The organism is Achromobacter sp. 2789STDY5608621 (genome assembly GCF_001299375.1).
Taxonomy (GTDB): Bacteria; Pseudomonadota; Gammaproteobacteria; order Burkholderiales; family Burkholderiaceae_B; genus Achromobacter; species Achromobacter insuavis.
This window is the reverse complement of the sequence record NZ_CYTU01000010.1, coordinates 1-18,140: the sequence shown is the minus strand read 5'-3', so window position 1 is coordinate 18,140 and position 18,140 is coordinate 1. Positions and strand designations below refer to the sequence as shown.

Annotated in this window: 16 protein-coding genes; 8 read left to right on the top strand and 8 right to left on the bottom strand. The window is 69.3% G+C overall.

Annotated elements, in window-relative coordinates; all coding sequences use genetic code 11:
- The first annotated feature begins 123 nt into the window (after positions 1–123).
- Entirely contained in the window at positions 124–792 is a 669-nt protein-coding gene (locus AOZ53_RS12365; protein ID WP_054487985.1) for a class I SAM-dependent methyltransferase, read from the top strand.
- Positions 793–940: 148 nt separating this feature from the next.
- Positions 941–4,078: a CheR family methyltransferase gene (locus AOZ53_RS12360; RefSeq protein ID WP_054487983.1), complete on the top strand. Its 3,138-nt coding sequence runs from the start codon at positions 941–943 to the stop codon at positions 4,076–4,078.
- 82 nt (positions 4,079–4,160) lie between these two features.
- Here AOZ53_RS12360 and AOZ53_RS12355 read toward each other — a convergent pair whose 3' ends face one another.
- Positions 4,161–5,045 carry a LysR family transcriptional regulator gene (locus AOZ53_RS12355; RefSeq protein WP_054475069.1) on the bottom strand — a complete coding sequence of 295 codons (885 nt, stop codon included), beginning with the start codon at positions 5,043–5,045 and terminating at the stop codon, positions 4,161–4,163.
- Between the two features lie 107 nt (positions 5,046–5,152).
- Here AOZ53_RS12355 and AOZ53_RS12350 point away from each other — a divergent pair, with 107 nt between their 5' ends.
- Together AOZ53_RS12350 and AOZ53_RS12345 are read left to right on the top strand one after the other, a co-directional pair.
- The gene (locus AOZ53_RS12350; RefSeq protein WP_054430570.1) at positions 5,153–6,277 is read left to right on the top strand and encodes a muconate/chloromuconate family cycloisomerase; all 1,125 of its coding nucleotides are present in this window, start codon (positions 5,153–5,155) and stop codon (positions 6,275–6,277) included.
- 82 nt (positions 6,278–6,359) lie between these two features.
- Positions 6,360–7,346 (top strand): tripartite tricarboxylate transporter substrate binding protein, encoded by a 987-nt coding sequence (locus AOZ53_RS12345; RefSeq protein ID WP_054430571.1) that lies wholly within the window; start codon positions 6,360–6,362, stop codon positions 7,344–7,346.
- A gap of 1 nt (position 7,347) precedes the next feature.
- On the opposite strand, the gene AOZ53_RS12340 is transcribed toward AOZ53_RS12345, so the two are convergent.
- A complete protein-coding gene (locus AOZ53_RS12340) occupies positions 7,348–8,070 on the bottom strand; it encodes a GntR family transcriptional regulator (protein WP_231689829.1) in 723 nt (240 codons plus the stop codon).
- Positions 8,071–8,348: 278 nt separating this feature from the next.
- Here AOZ53_RS12340 and AOZ53_RS12335 point away from each other — a divergent pair, with 278 nt between their 5' ends.
- Positions 8,349–9,251, top strand: a complete 903-nt coding sequence (locus AOZ53_RS12335) for a dihydrodipicolinate synthase family protein (RefSeq protein ID WP_054487981.1) — start codon at positions 8,349–8,351, stop codon at positions 9,249–9,251.
- Positions 9,252–9,264: 13 nt separating this feature from the next.
- The gene (locus AOZ53_RS12330; protein WP_054487979.1) at positions 9,265–10,239 is read left to right on the top strand and encodes a tripartite tricarboxylate transporter substrate binding protein; all 975 of its coding nucleotides are present in this window, start codon (positions 9,265–9,267) and stop codon (positions 10,237–10,239) included.
- A gap of 101 nt (positions 10,240–10,340) precedes the next feature.
- On the opposite strand, the gene AOZ53_RS12325 is transcribed toward AOZ53_RS12330, so the two are convergent.
- The 3 genes from AOZ53_RS12325 to araD all read right to left on the bottom strand — a co-directional run bounded on the left by AOZ53_RS12325 (position 10,341) and on the right by araD (position 13,883).
- The gene (locus tag AOZ53_RS12325) at positions 10,341–11,330 is read right to left on the bottom strand and encodes a Bug family tripartite tricarboxylate transporter substrate binding protein (protein ID WP_054430573.1); all 990 of its coding nucleotides are present in this window, start codon (positions 11,328–11,330) and stop codon (positions 10,341–10,343) included.
- 64 nt (positions 11,331–11,394) lie between these two features.
- A complete protein-coding gene (locus AOZ53_RS12320; protein WP_054487977.1) occupies positions 11,395–12,105 on the bottom strand; it encodes a ribonuclease activity regulator RraA in 711 nt (236 codons plus the stop codon).
- A gap of 47 nt (positions 12,106–12,152) precedes the next feature.
- The gene (gene araD / locus AOZ53_RS12315; protein WP_054475066.1) at positions 12,153–13,883 is read right to left on the bottom strand and encodes an L-arabinonate dehydratase; all 1,731 of its coding nucleotides are present in this window, start codon (positions 13,881–13,883) and stop codon (positions 12,153–12,155) included.
- A 157-nt stretch (positions 13,884–14,040) separates the two neighbouring features.
- On the opposite strand from araD, the gene AOZ53_RS12310 reads away from it, so the two are divergent.
- Positions 14,041–14,730, top strand: coding sequence for a GntR family transcriptional regulator (locus AOZ53_RS12310; protein ID WP_054430576.1), 690 nt, complete (start codon positions 14,041–14,043; stop codon positions 14,728–14,730).
- 11 nt (positions 14,731–14,741) lie between these two features.
- Here the strand turns inward: AOZ53_RS12310 and AOZ53_RS12305 are convergent, their stop codons facing one another.
- Together AOZ53_RS12305 and AOZ53_RS12300 are read right to left on the bottom strand one after the other, a co-directional pair.
- On the bottom strand, positions 14,742–15,197 hold the full coding sequence (locus AOZ53_RS12305) for a GNAT family N-acetyltransferase (protein WP_054487975.1): 456 nt from the start codon (positions 15,195–15,197) through the stop codon (positions 14,742–14,744).
- 3 nt (positions 15,198–15,200) lie between these two features.
- The gene (locus AOZ53_RS12300; protein WP_054430578.1) at positions 15,201–16,577 is read right to left on the bottom strand and encodes a beta propeller repeat protein; all 1,377 of its coding nucleotides are present in this window, start codon (positions 16,575–16,577) and stop codon (positions 15,201–15,203) included.
- Positions 16,578–16,750: 173 nt separating this feature from the next.
- Here AOZ53_RS12300 and AOZ53_RS12295 point away from each other — a divergent pair, with 173 nt between their 5' ends.
- Positions 16,751–17,326: a surface-adhesin E family protein gene (locus tag AOZ53_RS12295; RefSeq protein ID WP_054487973.1), complete on the top strand. Its 576-nt coding sequence runs from the start codon at positions 16,751–16,753 to the stop codon at positions 17,324–17,326.
- Between the two features lie 13 nt (positions 17,327–17,339).
- Here AOZ53_RS12295 and AOZ53_RS12290 read toward each other — a convergent pair.
- On the bottom strand, positions 17,340–18,140 hold an 801-nt coding region (locus tag AOZ53_RS12290; protein WP_369816811.1), incomplete at its 5' end, for an ABC transporter permease.

Sequence of the window (18,140 nt, the reverse complement as noted above, 5' to 3'; positions counted from 1 at the left end):
CCGGCCGCCACCAGGCCGGTCGCGGTCGTCGCCGCGCCACTTGACGCCGAGGCCATCATGCAACATCATATGTTTCATGATGACGGCACGCCGCCCCGGCCGCCGTCCAGCCCGGAGTCATCGATGTCCTTTACCAATACGCCCGGCGCCTCGGACGACTACGCCGAACGGGTCGCGCGCCACGTCCCCGGCCTGCGCGACCTGCACCGCATGATCGGCCTGCTGATGGCCGAGCTGACGCCGGACGACGGCCGCCTCCTGGTGCTCGGCGCCGGCGGCGGACTGGAGTTGAAGGCCCTGGCCGAGACGCGGCCAGGCTGGCGCCTGGACGGCGTCGATCCGTCGGCCGACATGCTGCGCCAGGCCACCGCCACATTGGGCGACCTGGCCCCGCGCGCCGCGCTGCACCAGGGCTATATCGACGACGCGCCCGAAGGCCCCTTCGACGGCGCCACCTGCCTGCTGACGCTGCATTTCCTGGCAGCGCCCGAACGCCTTCGGACCGTTCGCGAAATCAGCCGCCGGCTCAAGCCCGGCGCGCCCTTCATCGCGGTGCACCACAGTTTTCCACCCGAACGGCGCGATGCCTGGCTGGCCCGCAATGCCGCCTTCGTGACCGCCGCGGGCGTGCCCGCCGAACAGGCCCAAAACGGCATGCGGGCAATGCGCGACAAGTTGCCGGTGCTGGCGCCGCAGGCAGACGAAGCCATTCTGCGCGAGGCCGGCTTCACCGATATCGAGCGGTTCTACGCCGCGCTGACATTCCAGGGCTGGCTCTGCCGCAAAACGTGAGCCGCCCCCTTGGGTCCAGGGCCATGGACAGGAAACCGGGAACACAACGGCGCGGATTGGGGGAAGCACAAAAGGCGCACGCCCGTGTTACTGTCGGCAGGATGCTGCCACCTCTCTCATCCGCCCGGTACGGCCGGCGCGCACAACCATGACCCTCACACCGGAATTCCCCATCGTCGGGGTAGGCGCGTCCGCGGGCGGCGTCGAGGCGCTGGAAGGCTTTTTCCGCGGTATCCCGCCCGCGCCCGGCGTGGCGTTCGTGGTGGTCACGCATCTGAGCCCCTCGCGCGAAAGCCATCTGTCCGAGGTGGTCTCGCGCTACACCTCGCTGCCGGTGCTGACCGCCGTCGACAACCAGCAGATCGAGATCAACAGCGTCTACGTGCTGCCGCGCGATGCGCTCATGTCCGTGAGCCATCGCCGCCTGCGGGTGCTCAAGCGTCCCGCGGATCTGCCCGGACGCAGGCCCATCGACCTGTTCTTTTCCGCGCTGGCGCGTGATTGCGGCGATTTTGCCGCCGGCGTGATCCTGTCCGGCGGCAATTCCGACGGCACGCTGGGCATCAAGGCCATCAAGGAACACGGCGGCCTGACGTTGGCGCAGGCCGCCGACGGCTATGGACCGCGCAATCCGGAAATGCCGGACAGCGCCATCGCCAGCGGCCTGGTCGACTTCGCCTTGCCGGCCGAAGAGATGGGAAAACGCCTGGTGGAGTTCGCCCAGGGCCTGCCCACGCTGCCGGACGCGACGACCGAGACGCAGGCCAGCGGCGCGGTGCGGCTGGATGCGGCCGGACTCGAAATAAGCAATCTGCTGCGCGCGCGGGTCGGCCATGACTTCAGCGGCTACAAGAACAGGACCTTCATGCGCCGCGTGCAGCGGCGCATGCACGTGAACCAGATCGGCAGCCTCGAGGCCTATGTCGAGTTCCTGAAAGCCTCCCCGCAGGAGGCCAGCGCGCTGTTCCGGGACCTGCTGATCAGCGTGACCAATTTCTTTCGCGATGCCCAGGCGTTCGAGTCGCTGCAGCGCCTGATCATCCCGAAGCTGCTGGAAAACCGTGGCACGTCCGAATCGGTGCGCATCTGGGTGCCGGGCTGCGCCACCGGCGAAGAAGTCTATTCCCTGGCCATCCTGCTGCGTGAACACATGGACAGCATGGCGGCCACGCCGCAGATCCAGCTGTTCGCCACCGACATCGACGACCGCGCGCTGGCCGTGGCCCGGGCCGCGCGCTATCCCGGCCAGTTGCTCGACAGCATGCCGCAGGAGCGGCGCGACCGCCATTTCGTCGCCGACGGCGACGGCTACGTGGTCAACAAACAGGTGCGCGAACTGTGCATCTTCTCGCCGCACAACGTGCTGCGCGACCCGCCGTTCTCGCGCATCGACCTGATTTCCTGCCGCAACCTGCTGATCTACTTCGGCGGCGAGATCCAGAAGCAGGTCATTCCCACCTTCCATTATTCGCTGCGGCCCGGCGGCTACCTGTTCCTGGGCATGTCCGAGAACGTCAGCCAGTTCAGCGAACTGTTCAGTCCGGTCGAGAAACGGCACCGCATCTTCCAGCGCCGCGCCGACATCGCCCCGCCGCCCCGGCCCGCGCTGCCGCTGGCATCCCTGCAGTCCCGCGGCCAGCCCAGCGCGGGCCCTCCGCGCCCGCAACCGGGCGCCGCCGCGCTGCGCCAGGCGGTCGATGCCCAGGTGCTGGCGCAGCATGCGCCCGCCCACGTGCTGGTCAATCGGGACGGCGACATCGTCTATTACTCGGGCCGCACCGGCAAATACCTGGAGGCGGCCGCCGGCGCGCCCACACGCCAGATCCTGACGCTGGCGCGCAAGGGCCTGCGGCTGGATCTGCGCACCCTGCTGCACGCCGCGGTCGAGAACGGCATGCCGGCGGTGCGCCGCGACGTCGCGGTGGAGGACGACGAGGGCCGCGTGCAGCGCGTGTCGCTGACCGTCGAGCCGCTGGCCGCCCGCCACGACACGGAACCGCTGTACCTGGTGCTGTTCACCGACCAGGGGCCGGTCCTGACGCGCGAAGAAGCCCAGGTCCATGCGCATGCGTTGCGGCAAGGCGCCGCCCAGCACATGGAAACCGAGCTGCGCGACACGCGCGAGCGCCTGCAATCGATGATCGAGGAATATGAAACCGCCCTGGAAGAGCTGAAATCCTCGAACGAGGAACTGCTGTCCGTCAACGAGGAACTGCAATCGACCAACGAGGAACTGGAAGCCTCCAAGGAAGAACTGGTATCGCTCAATGAAGAGCTGCATACGGTCAATGGCGAATTGCATGGCAAGGTCGACGAGCTGGACCGCAGCAACAGCGACCTGCACAACCTGTTCGAAAGCACCGCCATCGCCACGCTGTTCCTGGACCACGATCTGATCATCCGCAGCTTCACCCCCGCGGTCGGCGACGTGTTCAACATCCTGCCCAGCGACTGCGGCCGGCCGATCACCGATCTGGCCAGCCGTTTCGACCTGCCCTCGTTCGCCAGTGACATCCAGCACGTCTACGACCGCTATCAGCCGATCGAACGGCGCATCGCCGGAACGCTGGACGGCAAGCACTATCTGTTGCGGCTGGTGCCCTACCGCGGCAGCGACAGCCGGGTGGACGGCGTGGTCGTGACCTTCATCGACATCACCCAGATCACCCGCGTCGAACGGCGCCATCGCATCCTGATCTCCGAATTGCAGCACCGCACCCGCAACCTGCTGGCGCTGGTCAAGAACGTGGCCCGGCGCACGCTGGGCGAAGGTGAACCCTTCAAGCGCTTCGACACCCGGCTCGCCGCCCTGGATCGCGTTCAGGGCCTGCTGGGAGAAACCGGCGGCGAGCGCATCGAATTCCACGACATGATGCGCCGCGAACTGGAGGCCGTCGGCAACGGCCACCAGATTTCGCTTGCCGGTCCGCCCGTGCCGCTACGCGCGGACCGCATCCAGACGCTGGCGCTGGCCATCCATGAACTGGCCACCAACGCGGTCAAGTATGGCGCCCTGAACTACGACACCGGGCGCCTGGACATCCAATGGCGCCTGGCCCGCCAGGACAACCGGGAAGTGCTGGTGCTCGACTGGGTCGAAACCGGCCTGCCGGTGGCGCCCGACGCCAGCCGCCGCGGTTATGGCCGCGAGTTGATAGAGCACGCGCTGGGGTTCACCCTGGCCGCCAAGACCACGCTGGCATTCCGGCAGGACGGCATTGCCTGCCACATCGAAGTGCCCCTGGAAAACGACACTGGCGCGGCCGAGCCGCCAGGTCCGGCCTGAAGCGGCAACGCCCGCCGAAATCCCTCAGCCCGGACAGCCCGATCGCCTTGCCGACCCGCCGCGACCGGCCCGCCTCGGCTGGTTACCCCTTCGCCAGCTGCGCCGCCAGGGCCAGCGCCTGCGCCAGGAACGGCGAGGCGTCGTCCTTGCGATAGCTGGCGATCACCGGCGACACGAAGGCCTCGGCGTCGATGCGCACGTGGGCCACGTCGCGCCGCTGCAGGCGCTGCACCGAGGCCGGCACCACCGTCACCCCCAGGCCGGCCGCCACCAGGCCGATCGCGGTCTGCAGCTCGTTGGCCTCCTGCGCCACCTGCGGCGCATGGCCGGCGGCGCGGAACAGGTCCAGCACATGGTCGGCGAAGTTGGGCCGCGGCCGCGCCGGATACAGCAGGAACGGCTCCTGCGCCAGCCGGTCGACCGAGACGCTGGCGCAACCGGCCAGCGGGTGGTGCAGCGGCACGGCCGCCATCAACGGCTCGGTCATCAGGATGCGGCGCTCGATCGCCGGATCGTCCAGCAGGATCCGGCCGATGCCCAGGTCGATGCGGCCGGCCTTGAGCGCCTCCAGCTGCGGCAAGGTGGTCATCTCGGCCAGGCCGACTTCCACCTGCGCGTCGGCGCCGCGCAATTGCCGGATCAGCTCGGGCACGAAGCCGTACAGCGTCGACGGCACGAAGCCGATGCCGAACCAGCGCCGCCGGGCCTGGCCCAGCCGGCGCGTGCCCTCCAGCACTTCGTCCAGCCGCGCGGTCAGCAGCCGCGACTGTTCCAGCAGGAAGCGCCCGGCTTCCGTCAGGCGCAGCGCGCGGGTGGTGCGTTCGAACAGCGCCACGCCCAGCTCCTCTTCCATCTGGCGGATCTGGCGGCTGAGCGGCGGCTGCGCCATGTGCAGCGCTTCGGCGGCGCGGGTGAAGCTGCCCTCGCGCGCCACCGCCTGGAAATACCGCAGGTGCCTGAGTTCCATGGTTTATACAAACCTTAAAGGTATAAATGGAGACCCATATAGTCTTGGACTTGGCGGTCTGACGCAAGCGATACTGCGCTTCACCTGAAGAACCTGCTTTGGAAAGTATGAATCCGGTAACGATAAACTCGGTCGAGGCGATCCTGGTGGATCTGCCGACCATCCGCGCCCACCAGCTCGCCATGGCCGTGATGCAGCGCCAGACGCTGGTGATCGTGCGCCTGCGCTGCAGCGACGGCATCGAGGGCATCGGCGAGGCCACCACCATCGGCGGCCTGTCGTACGGCGAGGAAAGCCCGGAAGGCATCAAGCTGGCCATCGACACCTACCTGGCGCCGGCGCTGGCCGGCCTGGACGCGGCCAACATCCACGCCGCCATGCGGCGCCTGGAAACCGTGGCGCGCGGCAACCGCTTCGCCAAGTCGGCGCTGGAAAGCGCGCTGCTCGATGCCCAGGGCAAGCGCCTGGGCGTGTCGGTCTCGACCCTGCTGGGCGGCGCCGTGCGCGCCAGCCTGCCGGTGCTGTGGACCCTGGCCAGCGGCGACACCGCGCGCGACATCGAGGAAGCCGAATCGCTGCTCGCCAGCCGCCGCCACAACACCTTCAAGCTCAAGGTCGGCCGCCGCGCCGTGGCCGACGACGTGGCCCACGTGTCGCGCATCAAGCAGGCGCTGGGCGACCGCGCCCGCGTCACGGTGGACGTGAACCAGGCCTGGAACGAGGCCGACGCGGCCGGCGCCATCGCGCGCCTGGAAGCGGCCGGCGTCGACCTGATCGAACAACCGATCCCGCGCGCCAACCTCGCCGGCATGGCGCGGCTGGCGGCGCGCTTCGTGGTGCCCATCATGGCCGACGAAGCCGTCAACGGTCCCGAGGACGCGCTGGCCATCGCGCGCCTGGGCGCGGCCGACGTGCTGGCGCTGAAGATCGCCAAGTCGGGCGGCATCCACGAAATGCTGCGCACCGCCGCGGTCGGCGACGCCGCCGGCATGTCGCTGTACGGCGGCACCATGCTGGAAGGCTCGGTCGGCTCGATCGCCTCGGCGCACGGCTTCGCCTGCCTGCCGCGGCTGTCGTGGGGCACCGAACTGTTCGGCCCGCTGCTGCTCAAGGACGACATCGTCGCCAACCCGCCGCGCTACGCCGATTTCGAGATGGAGATCCCCACCGGCCCGGGCCTGGGCCTGGAACTGGACGAAGACAAACTGGCTTTCTACCGCAGGGACCGCTGACGCGCCCTGCCCCACGGTTGTTCCCGCGCGCCGGCCACGCATCGGCGCGCGGAAAAATAATTCAAGCACACGGAGACACGACATGGCATTGCGCTACGCATTCAAACACCTCGCCCGGGCCTGCATGGGCCTGGCCCTGCTCGGCGCCGCCAGCGGCGCGATGGCCGACGGCTACCCCGACCGGCCGGTCAAGTGGATCGTGCCGTTCCCGCCGGGCGGCGCCATGGACAGCATCGCCCGCACCCTGGGCGAGTCGATGGGCAAGCAACTGAACACCTCGTTCATCGTCGAGAACCGCGCCGGCGCCGGCGGCAACATCGGCGCGGCCAGCGTGGCGCGTTCCAAGCCGGACGGCTACACCATCCTGATCGTGGCCAACGGCATGGCCGTGAACCCGGCGCTGTACGCCGACCTGAACTACGACCCGATCAAGGACTTCGCGCCGATCTCGCTGCTGGCGGTGGTGCCGAACGTGCTGGTCACCAACCCCGCGCGCAACGATGTGAAGAGCGTGGACGAAGTCATCGCCAAGGCCAAGGCGCAGCCCAACCACTACACCTACGCCTCGGCCGGCGTCGGCACCTCGATCCACCTGGCGGGCGAGCTGTTCGTGTCCATGGCCAAGATCGACATGCTGCACGTGCCCTACAAGGGCAGCGGCCCGGCCATCGCCGACCTGCTGGGCGGCCAGGTGGACTACATGTTCGACAGCGTAACGTCGGCCAAGCCGCATATCGAAGCCGGCAAGCTGCGCGCATTGGCGGTGACCACCGCGAAGCGCTCGGCCGCGCTGCCCAACGTGCCCACCGTGGCCGAAAGCGGCCTGCCCGGCTACGAGCTGATGCCGTGGTTCGCCGCCTTCGCGCCGGCCGGCACGCCGCCCGAGGTCGTGGCCAAGCTCAACGCCGCCATGCGCCAGGCCCTGAACGAGCCCAAGGTCAAGGCGACGCTGGACTCGATCGGCGCCGAATCCATCGGCGGCACGCCCGACGAACTGCGCGACTACCTGGCCAAGGAAACCGCGCAGTGGAAGGTCCTGGTGAAGGAACGCAATATCAAGATCAACTGAGTTACGCCGGCGTCGCGGTCGTATCCAGCAGGTGATCGACAATCGCCAGGATCTGCTCGGCGGCTTCGGCGATGTGGCGTTCCAGCGCCGCCTCGGCCTCGCCGGCGCGGCCCTGGCGACAGAACGCGATCAGGGCGCTGTGCTCGTCGTGGGCCTGCTGGCGGATCGGCGCGTTGACGATCTGGAAGCGGAAATAGCGTTCGGACTTTTCATGCAGCGCGCGCACCATGGCCAGCGCCGCCGGGCGCTGCGCGGCGCGGTACAGCAACTCGTGCAGTTGCCAGTTGAGCCGCCCCCACTGCTGCGGCTCGGCGCTGTCCATCAGCGCCACGATGCGCGCCGCCTCGTCCAGGTCCTCGGGCGCGTGCTGCGAGACCGCCAGGCGCAGCAGCCAGGGCTCCAGCCGCAGGCGGATATCGAAGAACTCCTGCACTTCGGCGCGCGACAGCATCGAGACGTACGCGCCGCGGTGCGCGATCATGTCCACCAGCCCTTCGGCGCTGAGCTGCCGGATCGCCTCGCGCACCGGCAGCCGGCTCACCCCCAGTTCCTCGGCCAGCAGTTCCTGGCGCAAGGCGGAACCGGGCGGAATCGCGCCGGACAGGATGCGGTCGCGCAAGGCGTCGACCACCAGGTCGACGGCGGTCTTGCGGATCAGCCGGCCGGCGGATCCGGCGGCGGAACGAGGCTGGGGAGCGCTGGCGGAAGAGGAATTCTGGGACACGTCACATCCGGTGGCGTTGCCGTCCGGCGGATGCCGGGGGGCGACGGAATCGCGGAAACCGTGCGCCACGCCCAGGAAAACCCCGAGAGACAGCCGGTATCCGCAGCCCGTTTAATGTGAGTATATTGGATCCATGATCCAGTTGATATCAGCGCCCTGACCCGGGCGATGGTTCGAGGCCGCGCGCCTCGTTTTTCTGGCCTTTTTATTTTGGATCCAATATCCAATCAATAGCCCGACAGTACAAACCGGGCGGATCACGCAACAGGAGCGGCAGCATGAGCATTCAATGGCAAGGCGTATTTCCTGCGGTCACCACCAAACTGAAGCCCGATTTCTCGCTCGACCCGGATGCCATCCGCCAGGGCCTGGAGCGCCTGATCGCCAACGGCGTGGGCGGCGTGGTGATGATGGGCATGGTGGGCGAGAACGCCCAGCTCGCCCCCGAAGAAAAACAGGCGGTGCTGCGCCTCGCGGTCGAGACCGTGCGCGGCCGCGTGCCGGTGGTGTCGGGCGTGGCCGAGACCGGCACCGCGCGCGCCGCCGCCTTCGCGCGCCAGGCGGCGGAGATCGGCGTCGACGGGCTGATGGTGTTTCCCGGCCTGACGTACAAGTCGGACGAGCGCGAGACGGTGGCGTTCTATCGCAGCGTGGCGCAGGCCAGCCCCCTGCCGATCCTGCTGTACAACAACCCGCGCGGCTACGGCGTCGACCTGACGCCCGACCTGGTGGCGCAACTGCTGGAAGAACCGACCATCGTCGCGATCAAGGAGGAGTCCTACGACACCACCCGCGTAACCGACCTGATCACGCGCTTCGGCGACCGCCTGGCGGTGGTCTGCGGCGTCGACGACCTGGTGCTGGAAAGCGCCGCGCTGGGCGTCACCGCCTGGGTCTCGGGCATGGCCAACGCCGTGCCCAAGGCCTCGGTGGACCTACTGCGGCTGGCGGCCGAGGGCGATTTCGTCCGAGCCCGCAAGCTGTATGCGGCGCTGACGCCGCTGTTCCATCTGGACACCGTGGTCAAGCTGGTGCAGCACATCAAGCTGGCCGAACACCTGATCACCGGCAGCGCCGAAACCGTCAAGCCGCCGCGCCTGGACCTGGCCGGCGCCGAACGCGAACGCACCCTCGCCATCACCCGCCAGACACTGGCGGATCTTTCAGCCCTGGGCTACTGATACCGGAGCCACCATGACCCGCACCCGCCTGCCCGCGCTGGCCTTCAGCGCCTTCTCCTTCCTAGCCTGCGTCGCGGCCGCCCCCGCCGCGATGGCGGCCGACTACCCCAGCCGCTCGATGGAGCTGGTGGTCGCCTACCAGCCCGGCGGCGGCAGCGACAACACCGCCCGCGCCATCGCCGAGGCGGTGCGGCCGCCCCTGCTGGCGCAACCGACCGTGGTCATCAACAAACCCGGCGCCAGCGGCTCGATCGGCTGGTCGTACGTGGCCAACGCCCAGCCCGACGGCTACAAGCTGGTGCTGATGACGCCGGAAATGCTGGTGGTGCCGCTGATGGGCATCGGCAAGACCACCGTCAAGGACTTCCAGCCCATCGCCCGCTTCACCGACGATCCGTCGTCGGTCACGGTGCGCGCCGACGCGCCGTGGAAGACGGTGGAGGAATTCCTCGACTACGCCCGGAAGAATCCGGAACGGGTGGCGGTGTCCAACGCCGGCATCGGCACCGTGCCGCACATGGCGGCCGCGGCGCTGGGCGAGCAGACCGGCGTGAAGTTCGTGCACGTCCCCTACCAGGGATCAGCCCCGGCCATCATGGGCCTGTTGTCCGGCGACGTGCAGGCCACCACGGTGGCCTATGCCGAGTTGCAGCAGCACGTGGACACCGGCAAGCTGCGCACCCTGGCCGTGATGGCGCCGAAGCGGCTCGACACCCTGCCGGACGTGCCGACCATGAAGGAACGCGGCGCTGACCTGCAGTTCAGCGTCTGGCGCGGCATCGGCCTGCCGAAGTCGGCCCCGGCCGACGCCATCGAAAAATGGCGCGCCGCCGCGCGCCAGGTGGCGCAGTCGCAGGACTTCCAGGCGCTGATGCGCAAGCAGAACCTGACGCCGTCATACGCCGACCAACCGCAATTCGCGGCCGACGTGGCGCGGCAGGAACAGGCCTTCAATGCGTTGGTGCCGAAGCTGAACCTGAAACCCTGACGCGGCGAATCCGGGCGCGGAAAACAAAAGCCCCGGCTCCAGGCCGGGGCGGGAATCAGGTCTTACATGATGGGGCGTAGGCTTGCGCCCATTGGCAGCCATCACTCCACCGTCGCCCCCGACTTCTTCACCACCTCCGCCCAGCGCGGAATCTCCGTGGCCATGAGGGCGCGCAGTTCGTCGGGCGTGCTGCCGACCAGTTCCATGCCCATGGTCTTGCCGAGCTTTTCCTGCACGTCGGGTTCCTTCAGGATCAGCGCGATCTCGGCGGCGAGCTTGTCGAGGATGGGCTTGGGCGTGCCCTTGGGCGCATACACCGCCTGCCACGAGGCCATCTGGAAGCCGGGCACCCCGGCCTCCTGCATGGTGGGCACGTCGGGGGCCAGCGAGATGCGGTCCTTGGTGGTGACGGCCAGCAGCTTGAGCTTGCCGGTCTGCAGCAGCGGCAAGGCGGCGGTCATCTGGTCGAACATGAACGTCACCGCGCCCGAGGACACGTCGACCATGGCGGGCGGCGTGCCCTTGTACGGCACGTGCGTCAGCGGCACGCCGATCATGCTGGCGAACAGTTCGCCGGCCAGGTGGGTGGAGGTGCCGGCGCCGGAAGACGCGAAGGTGCGCTTGGACGGATCCTTCTTGAGCAGCGCGATCAGGTCGGCCACCGAGTTCACGCCCAGGTTCGGATCGACCAGCAGCACGTTCGGCAGATAGGCGATCAGCGAGACCGGCTCGAAGTCCTTGACCGGGTCGTACTTCAGGTTCTTGTACAGGCTGGCGTTGATGGCGTGGGTGCTGATGGTGCCGCCGAACAGCGTGTAGCCGTCGGGCGCGGCCTTGGCCACGTAGGTGGCGCCGATGCCGCCGGCGGCGCCGGGCTTGTTCTCGACGATGACGTTCTGGTGCAGCCGGTCGCCCAGCTTCTGCGCCAGCACGCGGCCGACCACATCGGTGGAGCCGCCCACGGTGAACGGCACCACGTAGGAAATCGGCTTCTGCGCCGGCCATTCGGCGGCCGTGGCCGGCAGCGCCCACGCGCCCAGCAGCGGTCCTGCCAGCAGCGCGGCCAGCGCGCTGCGACGTTGCTTGTTCATGCTTGTCTCCTGCCCTCTGTGTTTTATAGGCATGGGTCGCCGGCCGGTCGGCCGGCGCCAAGGCTCAACGGCCCTGTTCTTTGCGCCAGGCGGCGAATTTGTCCTTGGTGCCCGGGTCGGTGGGCGGATACAGGCCCAGGATCGACGCGCCGGCCTGCACCTGGCTGGTGACGAAGTCCTCGAACGCGGTCATCTCCACCGCTTCGTCCGCGATCTCGTCGGCCAGGTGCGCGGGGATCACCACCACGCCCTCGCGGTCGCCCACCACGATGTCGCCGGGGAACACGGCCACGTCGCCGCAGCCGATGGGCGCGTTGATGTCCAGCGCCTGGTGCAGCGTCAGGTTGGTCGGCGCGGACGGACGGTTGTGGTACGCGGGATAGCCGAGCTCGGCTATCTCGGGCGAGTCGCGGAAACCGCCGTCGGTGACCACGCCGGCCACGCCGCGCTTCATCAGACGGGTCACCAGGATCGAACCGGCCGAGGCGGCGCGCGGGTCCTTGCGGCTGTCCATCACCAGCACCGCGCCGGGCGGGCAGGTCTCGACCGCGGCGCGCTGCGGGTGGGCGCGGTCCTCGAACACCTTGATGGTGTTCAGGTCCTCGCGCGCCGGGATGTAGCGCAGCGTGAAGGCCGGGCCGACCATGTTGGGCAGCGTCGCGTTCAGCGGCCGCACGTCCTGGATGAACTGATTGCGCAGGCCGCGCTTGAACAAGGCGGTGCACAGCGTGGCGGTGCTGATGCCGCCCAGCTTGGCGCGGGTGGCGGGATTCATGTCTGACACGGAAAACTCCAGGGAAAGCGATTCAGGGGATGGCGGGTTCAGAAGATTTCCGGTTCCGGCACGGGCGCGCCGAAGCTGGTCTCGAGGAAGTCGAAGTCGCAGCCCTCGTCGGCCTGCAGGATGTGTTGCGAGTACATCCAGCCGTAGCCGCGCTCGTAGCGCCTGGGCGGCGGCGTCCAGGCGGCGCGGCGCGCGGCCAGTTCCTCGTCGCTGACGTTCAGGTGGATGCTGCGGGCCGGCACGTCGACGGTGATCAGGTCGCCGGTCTTGACCAGCGCCAGCGGGCCGCCGATGTAGGCTTCGGGCGCGGCGTGCAGGATGCAGGCGCCGTAGCTGGTGCCGCTCATGCGGGCGTCGGACAGGCGCAGCATGTCGCGCACGCCCTGCTTGACCAGCTTGGTGGGGATCGGCAGCATGCCCCATTCCGGCATGCCGGGGCCGCCCTGCGGGCCGGCGTTGCGCAGGATCATGATGTGGTCGGCGGTGACGTCCAGGTTCTCGTCGTCGACCGCGGCCTTCATGCTGGGATAGTCGTCGAACACCAGCGCCGGGCCGGTGTGTTGCAGGTATTGCGGGGCGCAGGCGCTGGGCTTGATGACGCAGCCGTCCGGCGCGATGTTGCCGCGCAGGACCGCTAGCGCGCCCTCGTCGTAGATGGCGGTGTCGAGCTTGCGGATGACGTCGTCGTTGTAGACCTCGGCGCCGGCGATGTTCTCGCCCAGCGTCTTGCCGGTGACGGTCATGGCCGACAGGTCCAGGTGCCCTTCCAGGCGCGACATCAGCGCCGGCAGGCCGCCGGCGTAGAAGAAGTCTTCCATCAGGTACTTGTCGCCGCTGGGCCGGATGTTGGCGATGACCGGCACCTTGCGGCTGGCGGCGTCGAAGTCGTCCAGGCCCACCGGATGGCCGGCGCGGCGCGACATGGCCACCAGGTGGATGATGGCGTTGGTCGAGCAGCCCATGGCCATGGCCACGTTGATGGCGTTGTGGAACGAGGCCGGGCTCAGGATGCGCTGCGGCGTCAGGTCGTCCCAGACCATCTCGACCACGCGGCGGCCGCACTCGGCCGACATGCGCATGTGGTTGACGTCGGCCGCCGGGATCGACGAGGCGCCCGGCAGGGTCATGCCGATGGCCTCGGCGATGGCGGTCATGGTGCTGGCCGTGCCCATGGTCATGCAGGTGCCGTAGCTGCGGGCGATGCCGCCTTCGACCTCGGTCCATTGTTCCTGCGTGATCTTGCCGGCGCGGCGCTCGTCCCACAGCTTCCAGGCGTCGGAGCCGGAACCGAGGATCTTGCCCTTCCAGTTGCCGCGCAGCATCGGGCCGGCGGGCACGTAGACACAGGGCAGCCCGGCGCTGATGGCGCCCATCAGCAGGCCCGGCGTGGTCTTGTCGCAGCCACCCAGCAGCACCGCGCCGTCCACCGGGTGGCTGCGCAGCAGTTCCTCGGCCTCCATCGCCAGCATGTTCCGGTACAGCATGGTGGTGGGCTTGACGAACGATTCGGACACCGAGATCGCCGGCAGTTCCACCGGAAAGCCGCCAGCCTGGAACACGCCGCGCTTGACGTCCTCGACGCGCTGCTTGAAGTGGCTGTGACAGGGGTTCAGGTCGGACCAGGTGTTGATGATGGCGATGATCGGGCGGCCGACCCAGTCGTCGGGGCCGTAGCCCATCTGCATCATGCGGGAACGATGACCGAAGGAACGCAGGTCGTCCTTGGCCATCCAGGCGGCGCTGCGCAGGCTTTCGTAGGTGCGTTTCATAGGGGAAGCGGGGTCCAGGAAGGCGGTGGAATGAAACTGACGAAATCATTGACCGGACCATTTAAACACTAATACATTAGTGCGTCAGCTAGGTGAAAACCCGCTACACTCCGCTTCCACCACCGACCGTTCCGACCCTTTACCGAACTTCGCTCCGATGCCCAGCCACAAGCTCAGACTGGATCGCTCGCGGCACGCCGCGCCGCAGGTTTTCGAACATCTGCGCGAACAGATCATGTCCCTCGAACTGGCGCCCGGCGCGCCGCTGTCGCGCGTGACGCTGGCCGAGGCCTACGGCCTGAGCCAGACGCCGATCCGCGACGCGCTCATGAAGCTGGCCGAGGAAGCCCTGGTCGAGATCTATCCGCAGCACACCACGGTGGTCAGCCGCATCGACATCGCCGCCGCGCGCCAGGCGCACTTCCTGCGGCGGTCGATCGAGCTGGAAATCGTGCACGTGCTGGCGCAGCAACCCGATCCCCTGCTGGTCCAGCGGCTGCAGGCCAGCATCGACCGCCAGCGTGTCTGCCACGCCGCCGGCCAGTACCAGGAATTCATGGCGGCCGACCAGGCCTTCCACCGCGACATGCACGCGGCCGCGGGCGTCACGGCGCTGTGGGACATGGAGCAGCGCTACAGCGGCCACGTCGACCGCCTGCGCCGCCTGCACCTGCCGGAAGCCGGCAAGGCCGAACGCATCATGGACGACCACCAGCGGGTGCTGGACGCCATCGCGGCGGGCGATGCGCCGCGCGCGCAGCAGGCGTTGCGCGAGCACCTGTCGGGCACGCTCAGCCAGGTGGCCGAGATCTGCAAGCGCTATCCGGACTACGTGCAGGCCGACTGAGGCCGGGAGGCTCAGGCCTCGGCGCGCGGGGGACGGTCGCCGCGCGATTCCAGCAGCAGGTAGTCGCCGTCCTCGCCCGCGCCGGCGCCGATTTCCACGAAACCGCAGGCCTGGTAGAAGGCCAGCGCCGCGGCGTTGCGCCGCAGGCACTTGAGCCGGTAGCGCGTCACCGGCCAGCCGGGCAAGGCGCGCAGCAACGCCCGCGCCACGCCCTGCCGCTGCCATGCGCGGCCCACATACAGGTGGTGGATGAAGTCGTCAGGCTCCCACAGCGACACGAAGCCGGCCAGGGCGTCGTCCGCGGCCAGCGCGACCCAGAGCCGTTCGCCCTCGGTCTGCGCGTCCAGGTCGACCGCGCGCAGGCTGGCCGGCGCCAGCCAGGGATAGGCCTCGCGGCGCGTCGCCAGGAACAGCGCGCGCAACCCCGGCAGATCGGCGGCCCGCGCCTCGCGCACGGTCGGCGTCATGCCTCACTCCAGCGCATAGCGCACGATGATGGTCTTGCCGCCGCGATCGACGTGCACCAGCACGCCCTCGCCCGCCGCGTCCAGGCCGAGCAGGCCGCGCTCCTGGTCGGGCGAGAGCTGGAACGGCCGCCAGGTCCTGCCCTGGTCGCGCGTGTGGAAGTAGGTGCGGGTGTAATCCTTGAACGAGAACAGGTGGTCGGCATAGGTCTGCACCACCCAGCCGTTGCGGCCGAACCAGGCCTGCCCGATCCAGGTGCGCTGGCCGCGCACGGCCGGCATGGCGGCCAGCTCATGCCAGTTGCTGTCGGCCGGATCGAGCCGATAGATGCGGTTGTCGTCGGTGGCGTATTCAGGCTGCCCCACCCGCGGCTGCGAGCGCGGATCCTGCGGCGGCACCGGCGGCACGTCGTGGGTGATGCGGAACGCGGGCGAAGCGCCGTCCTGGAACCGCACCTCGAAACGCCGGGTCTCGATGCGGCGCGCCACGCCGACCGTGACGCGGTCGCGCCAGCTCCAGCCGACGGCGCGGTCGGCGGCCAGCGGATAGAGCGACCAGCCGTACACCAGCTGATCGGTGGCGGCTCGGCCCGGGCCCAGGTGTTCCAGGAACGCCCGGCCATAGCTGTCGGCGTCGGGCCAGACCTGCTCGCGCAAGGACAGCGCCGACCAGTGGCGCGCGCCGTCCTCGCTGACCAGCAGGCGTTCGTCGCCGGCGCCATTGCTGCCGTCGGTCAGCGCCATGGCCCGCTCATCGGTCAGGAACACGGTGAACCGCCGTGGCGCGCCCAGCTGCAAGTCAGGCGCGTAGCGCCAATTGGCGCCCTGGTCGTCGGAACGCCAGACGTCCCACCCGCTGGAAGCGTCGCCGTCATGGCCGCGGCGCTGGCTGCCGCCCACCAGGTAGATGGTCTGCCCCTGCGGCCCGCCGAGGAGCGTGACGCCGGTGTCGCCGCCGATCGAGCCGAGCAGCGCGTAGCGGCCATTGTCACGGCCGCCATAGACCAGGTTGCGCACATCACGCGCCGAGGCGGCCGCCTGCAGCATGCCCTGCGTCGGATCGGCCGACGCGGCCTCGGCGCGCGCGGCCCCGTCCGCCTGGCAGCAGTCCGCCGCGGACGGCAGCAGCGCGTCCAGCACCGGCGCCTTGGCCAGGCCGGCGATATCCTTGTCGCCCGCGATCAGCTGCCCGACCAGGAACTGATGCTCGCCATAGCGGTACAGCCGCGTGCGCGAGTAGCCGGCCAGCGGCGGGCCATCGAGCTCGCCGATGACTTCGCTGCGCGCCAGCGGCTCGCCTTCCGGCATGAGCTGGTAGAACCCGTAAGCCAGCACCCCGGTCACGGCGATGGCCGCCGCGCCGGCGAGCACTCTGATATTCATCGTCGTCGCCTCTCCTCCGACCCCGGCCGGCGCCCCGTGGCACGGCGTCGGCATCGCTTGTCGAACGGACGAGACTATACCCCCGCGCCGCGCTTGCCGCCGGGTTCCGGCCGTCATGATTTCTTTCTCTATACTGGGGTGACTCCACACCGATGTCCCACAGGGAAGGCCCCATGACAGCAAGGCAAGCGCAACTCACCCTCGTCCTGGCGGTATTGGGGGGGCCTGCCTGGGCCCAGGCGGGCAGCGCGGAGCCGGCCACGCCGGCCGATACCTGCGCGGTGGTGACGGTCCGCCAAGGCGATCCGGTCCCGCCCGACGCCTGCGCCGTCAGCATCGCGCCGGCCACGCCGGATACCGGCGGCATCGTCTTCGGCGGCGCGCCGGCCTGGCAGCCGCTGGCGCCGCAGTCGATGCCCGGGGTGTTCTACGACCGCGACTCGATCGTGCAGCTGACCGAGCGGCCGCTGGTGATGCTGGCGACGGTGGCGTGGTTCTATGCGCAGCCGCGGGTCTCCGAGGCCAATGGCCAGCCCTACGGCTCGGTGACGCAGCCCGTGACCATCAATTGCAGCAACAACACCTACACCATCACCGAAACCCAGCACTACGCCGGCCCCAACGCCACCGGGGAACTGGTGGAATCGCTGCCGGTGGCCGGCATTTCCAACGCGCCGGTGGCGCGCGACCCGGTGCAGCGGCAGCTGCGCGGCGTGATCTGCCCGGCCGGCAAGTCCTCGCGCAAATAGCGGCGGCGCCGGCCTACCCGCGCCAGTAGCGGTACAGGCCCCGGGCGGCGGCATCCAGCAGGAAGCCCAGCGCGCCGATCAGCAGCACCATGGCCATCAGCTCGGAATAGGCCAGGCGGTCGCGGGTGTCGAGGATGAAATAGCCCATGCCGGCCGAGACGCCCAGCATCTCGCACGGCACCAGCACGATCCAGAGAATGCCGATCGCCAGCCGCACGCCCGTCAGGATGTGGCCCAGCACGCCCGGCAGGATCACGTGGCGCAGGGTCTCCCAGCGGGTCGCGGCCACGCTTTGCGCCAGCAGCAGCCAGCGCGCGTCCAGCTGCTGCACGCCGGCAGCCGTGTTCAGCACGATCGGCCAGACGGCGGCGAAGGCCAGCAGGAAATACACCGGGTCGTCGCCCACCCCGAACACCATCACCGCGATGGGCATCCACGACAGCGGCGAGATCATGCGCAGGAACTGCATCGCGGGCGACAGCGCCGCCTCCAGGCGGCGGTAGCTGCCGATGGCCAGGCCCAGCGGCACGCCGATCGCCAGCGCCAGCCCCAGGCCCACCGCCACGCGGCGCAGGCTCACCAGCACGTGCAGCGGCAGGTCCGAGCCGGTCAGCAGGGCCCACAGGCTGGCGAAGGTGGCGCCGGGCGCGAAACGCCGCGCCATGCCGCCGGCGGGCGCCAGCACGTCGGTGCCCAGCCACCACAGCGCCAGCAGCGCCGCCAGTCCGGCCAGGCCAAGCGCGCAGCGCGCGGCCAGCCCCTGGCGCGGCGATCCGGCGCGCGCCGGGCCGGCCGCGGGCGTCGCGGCGCGTGC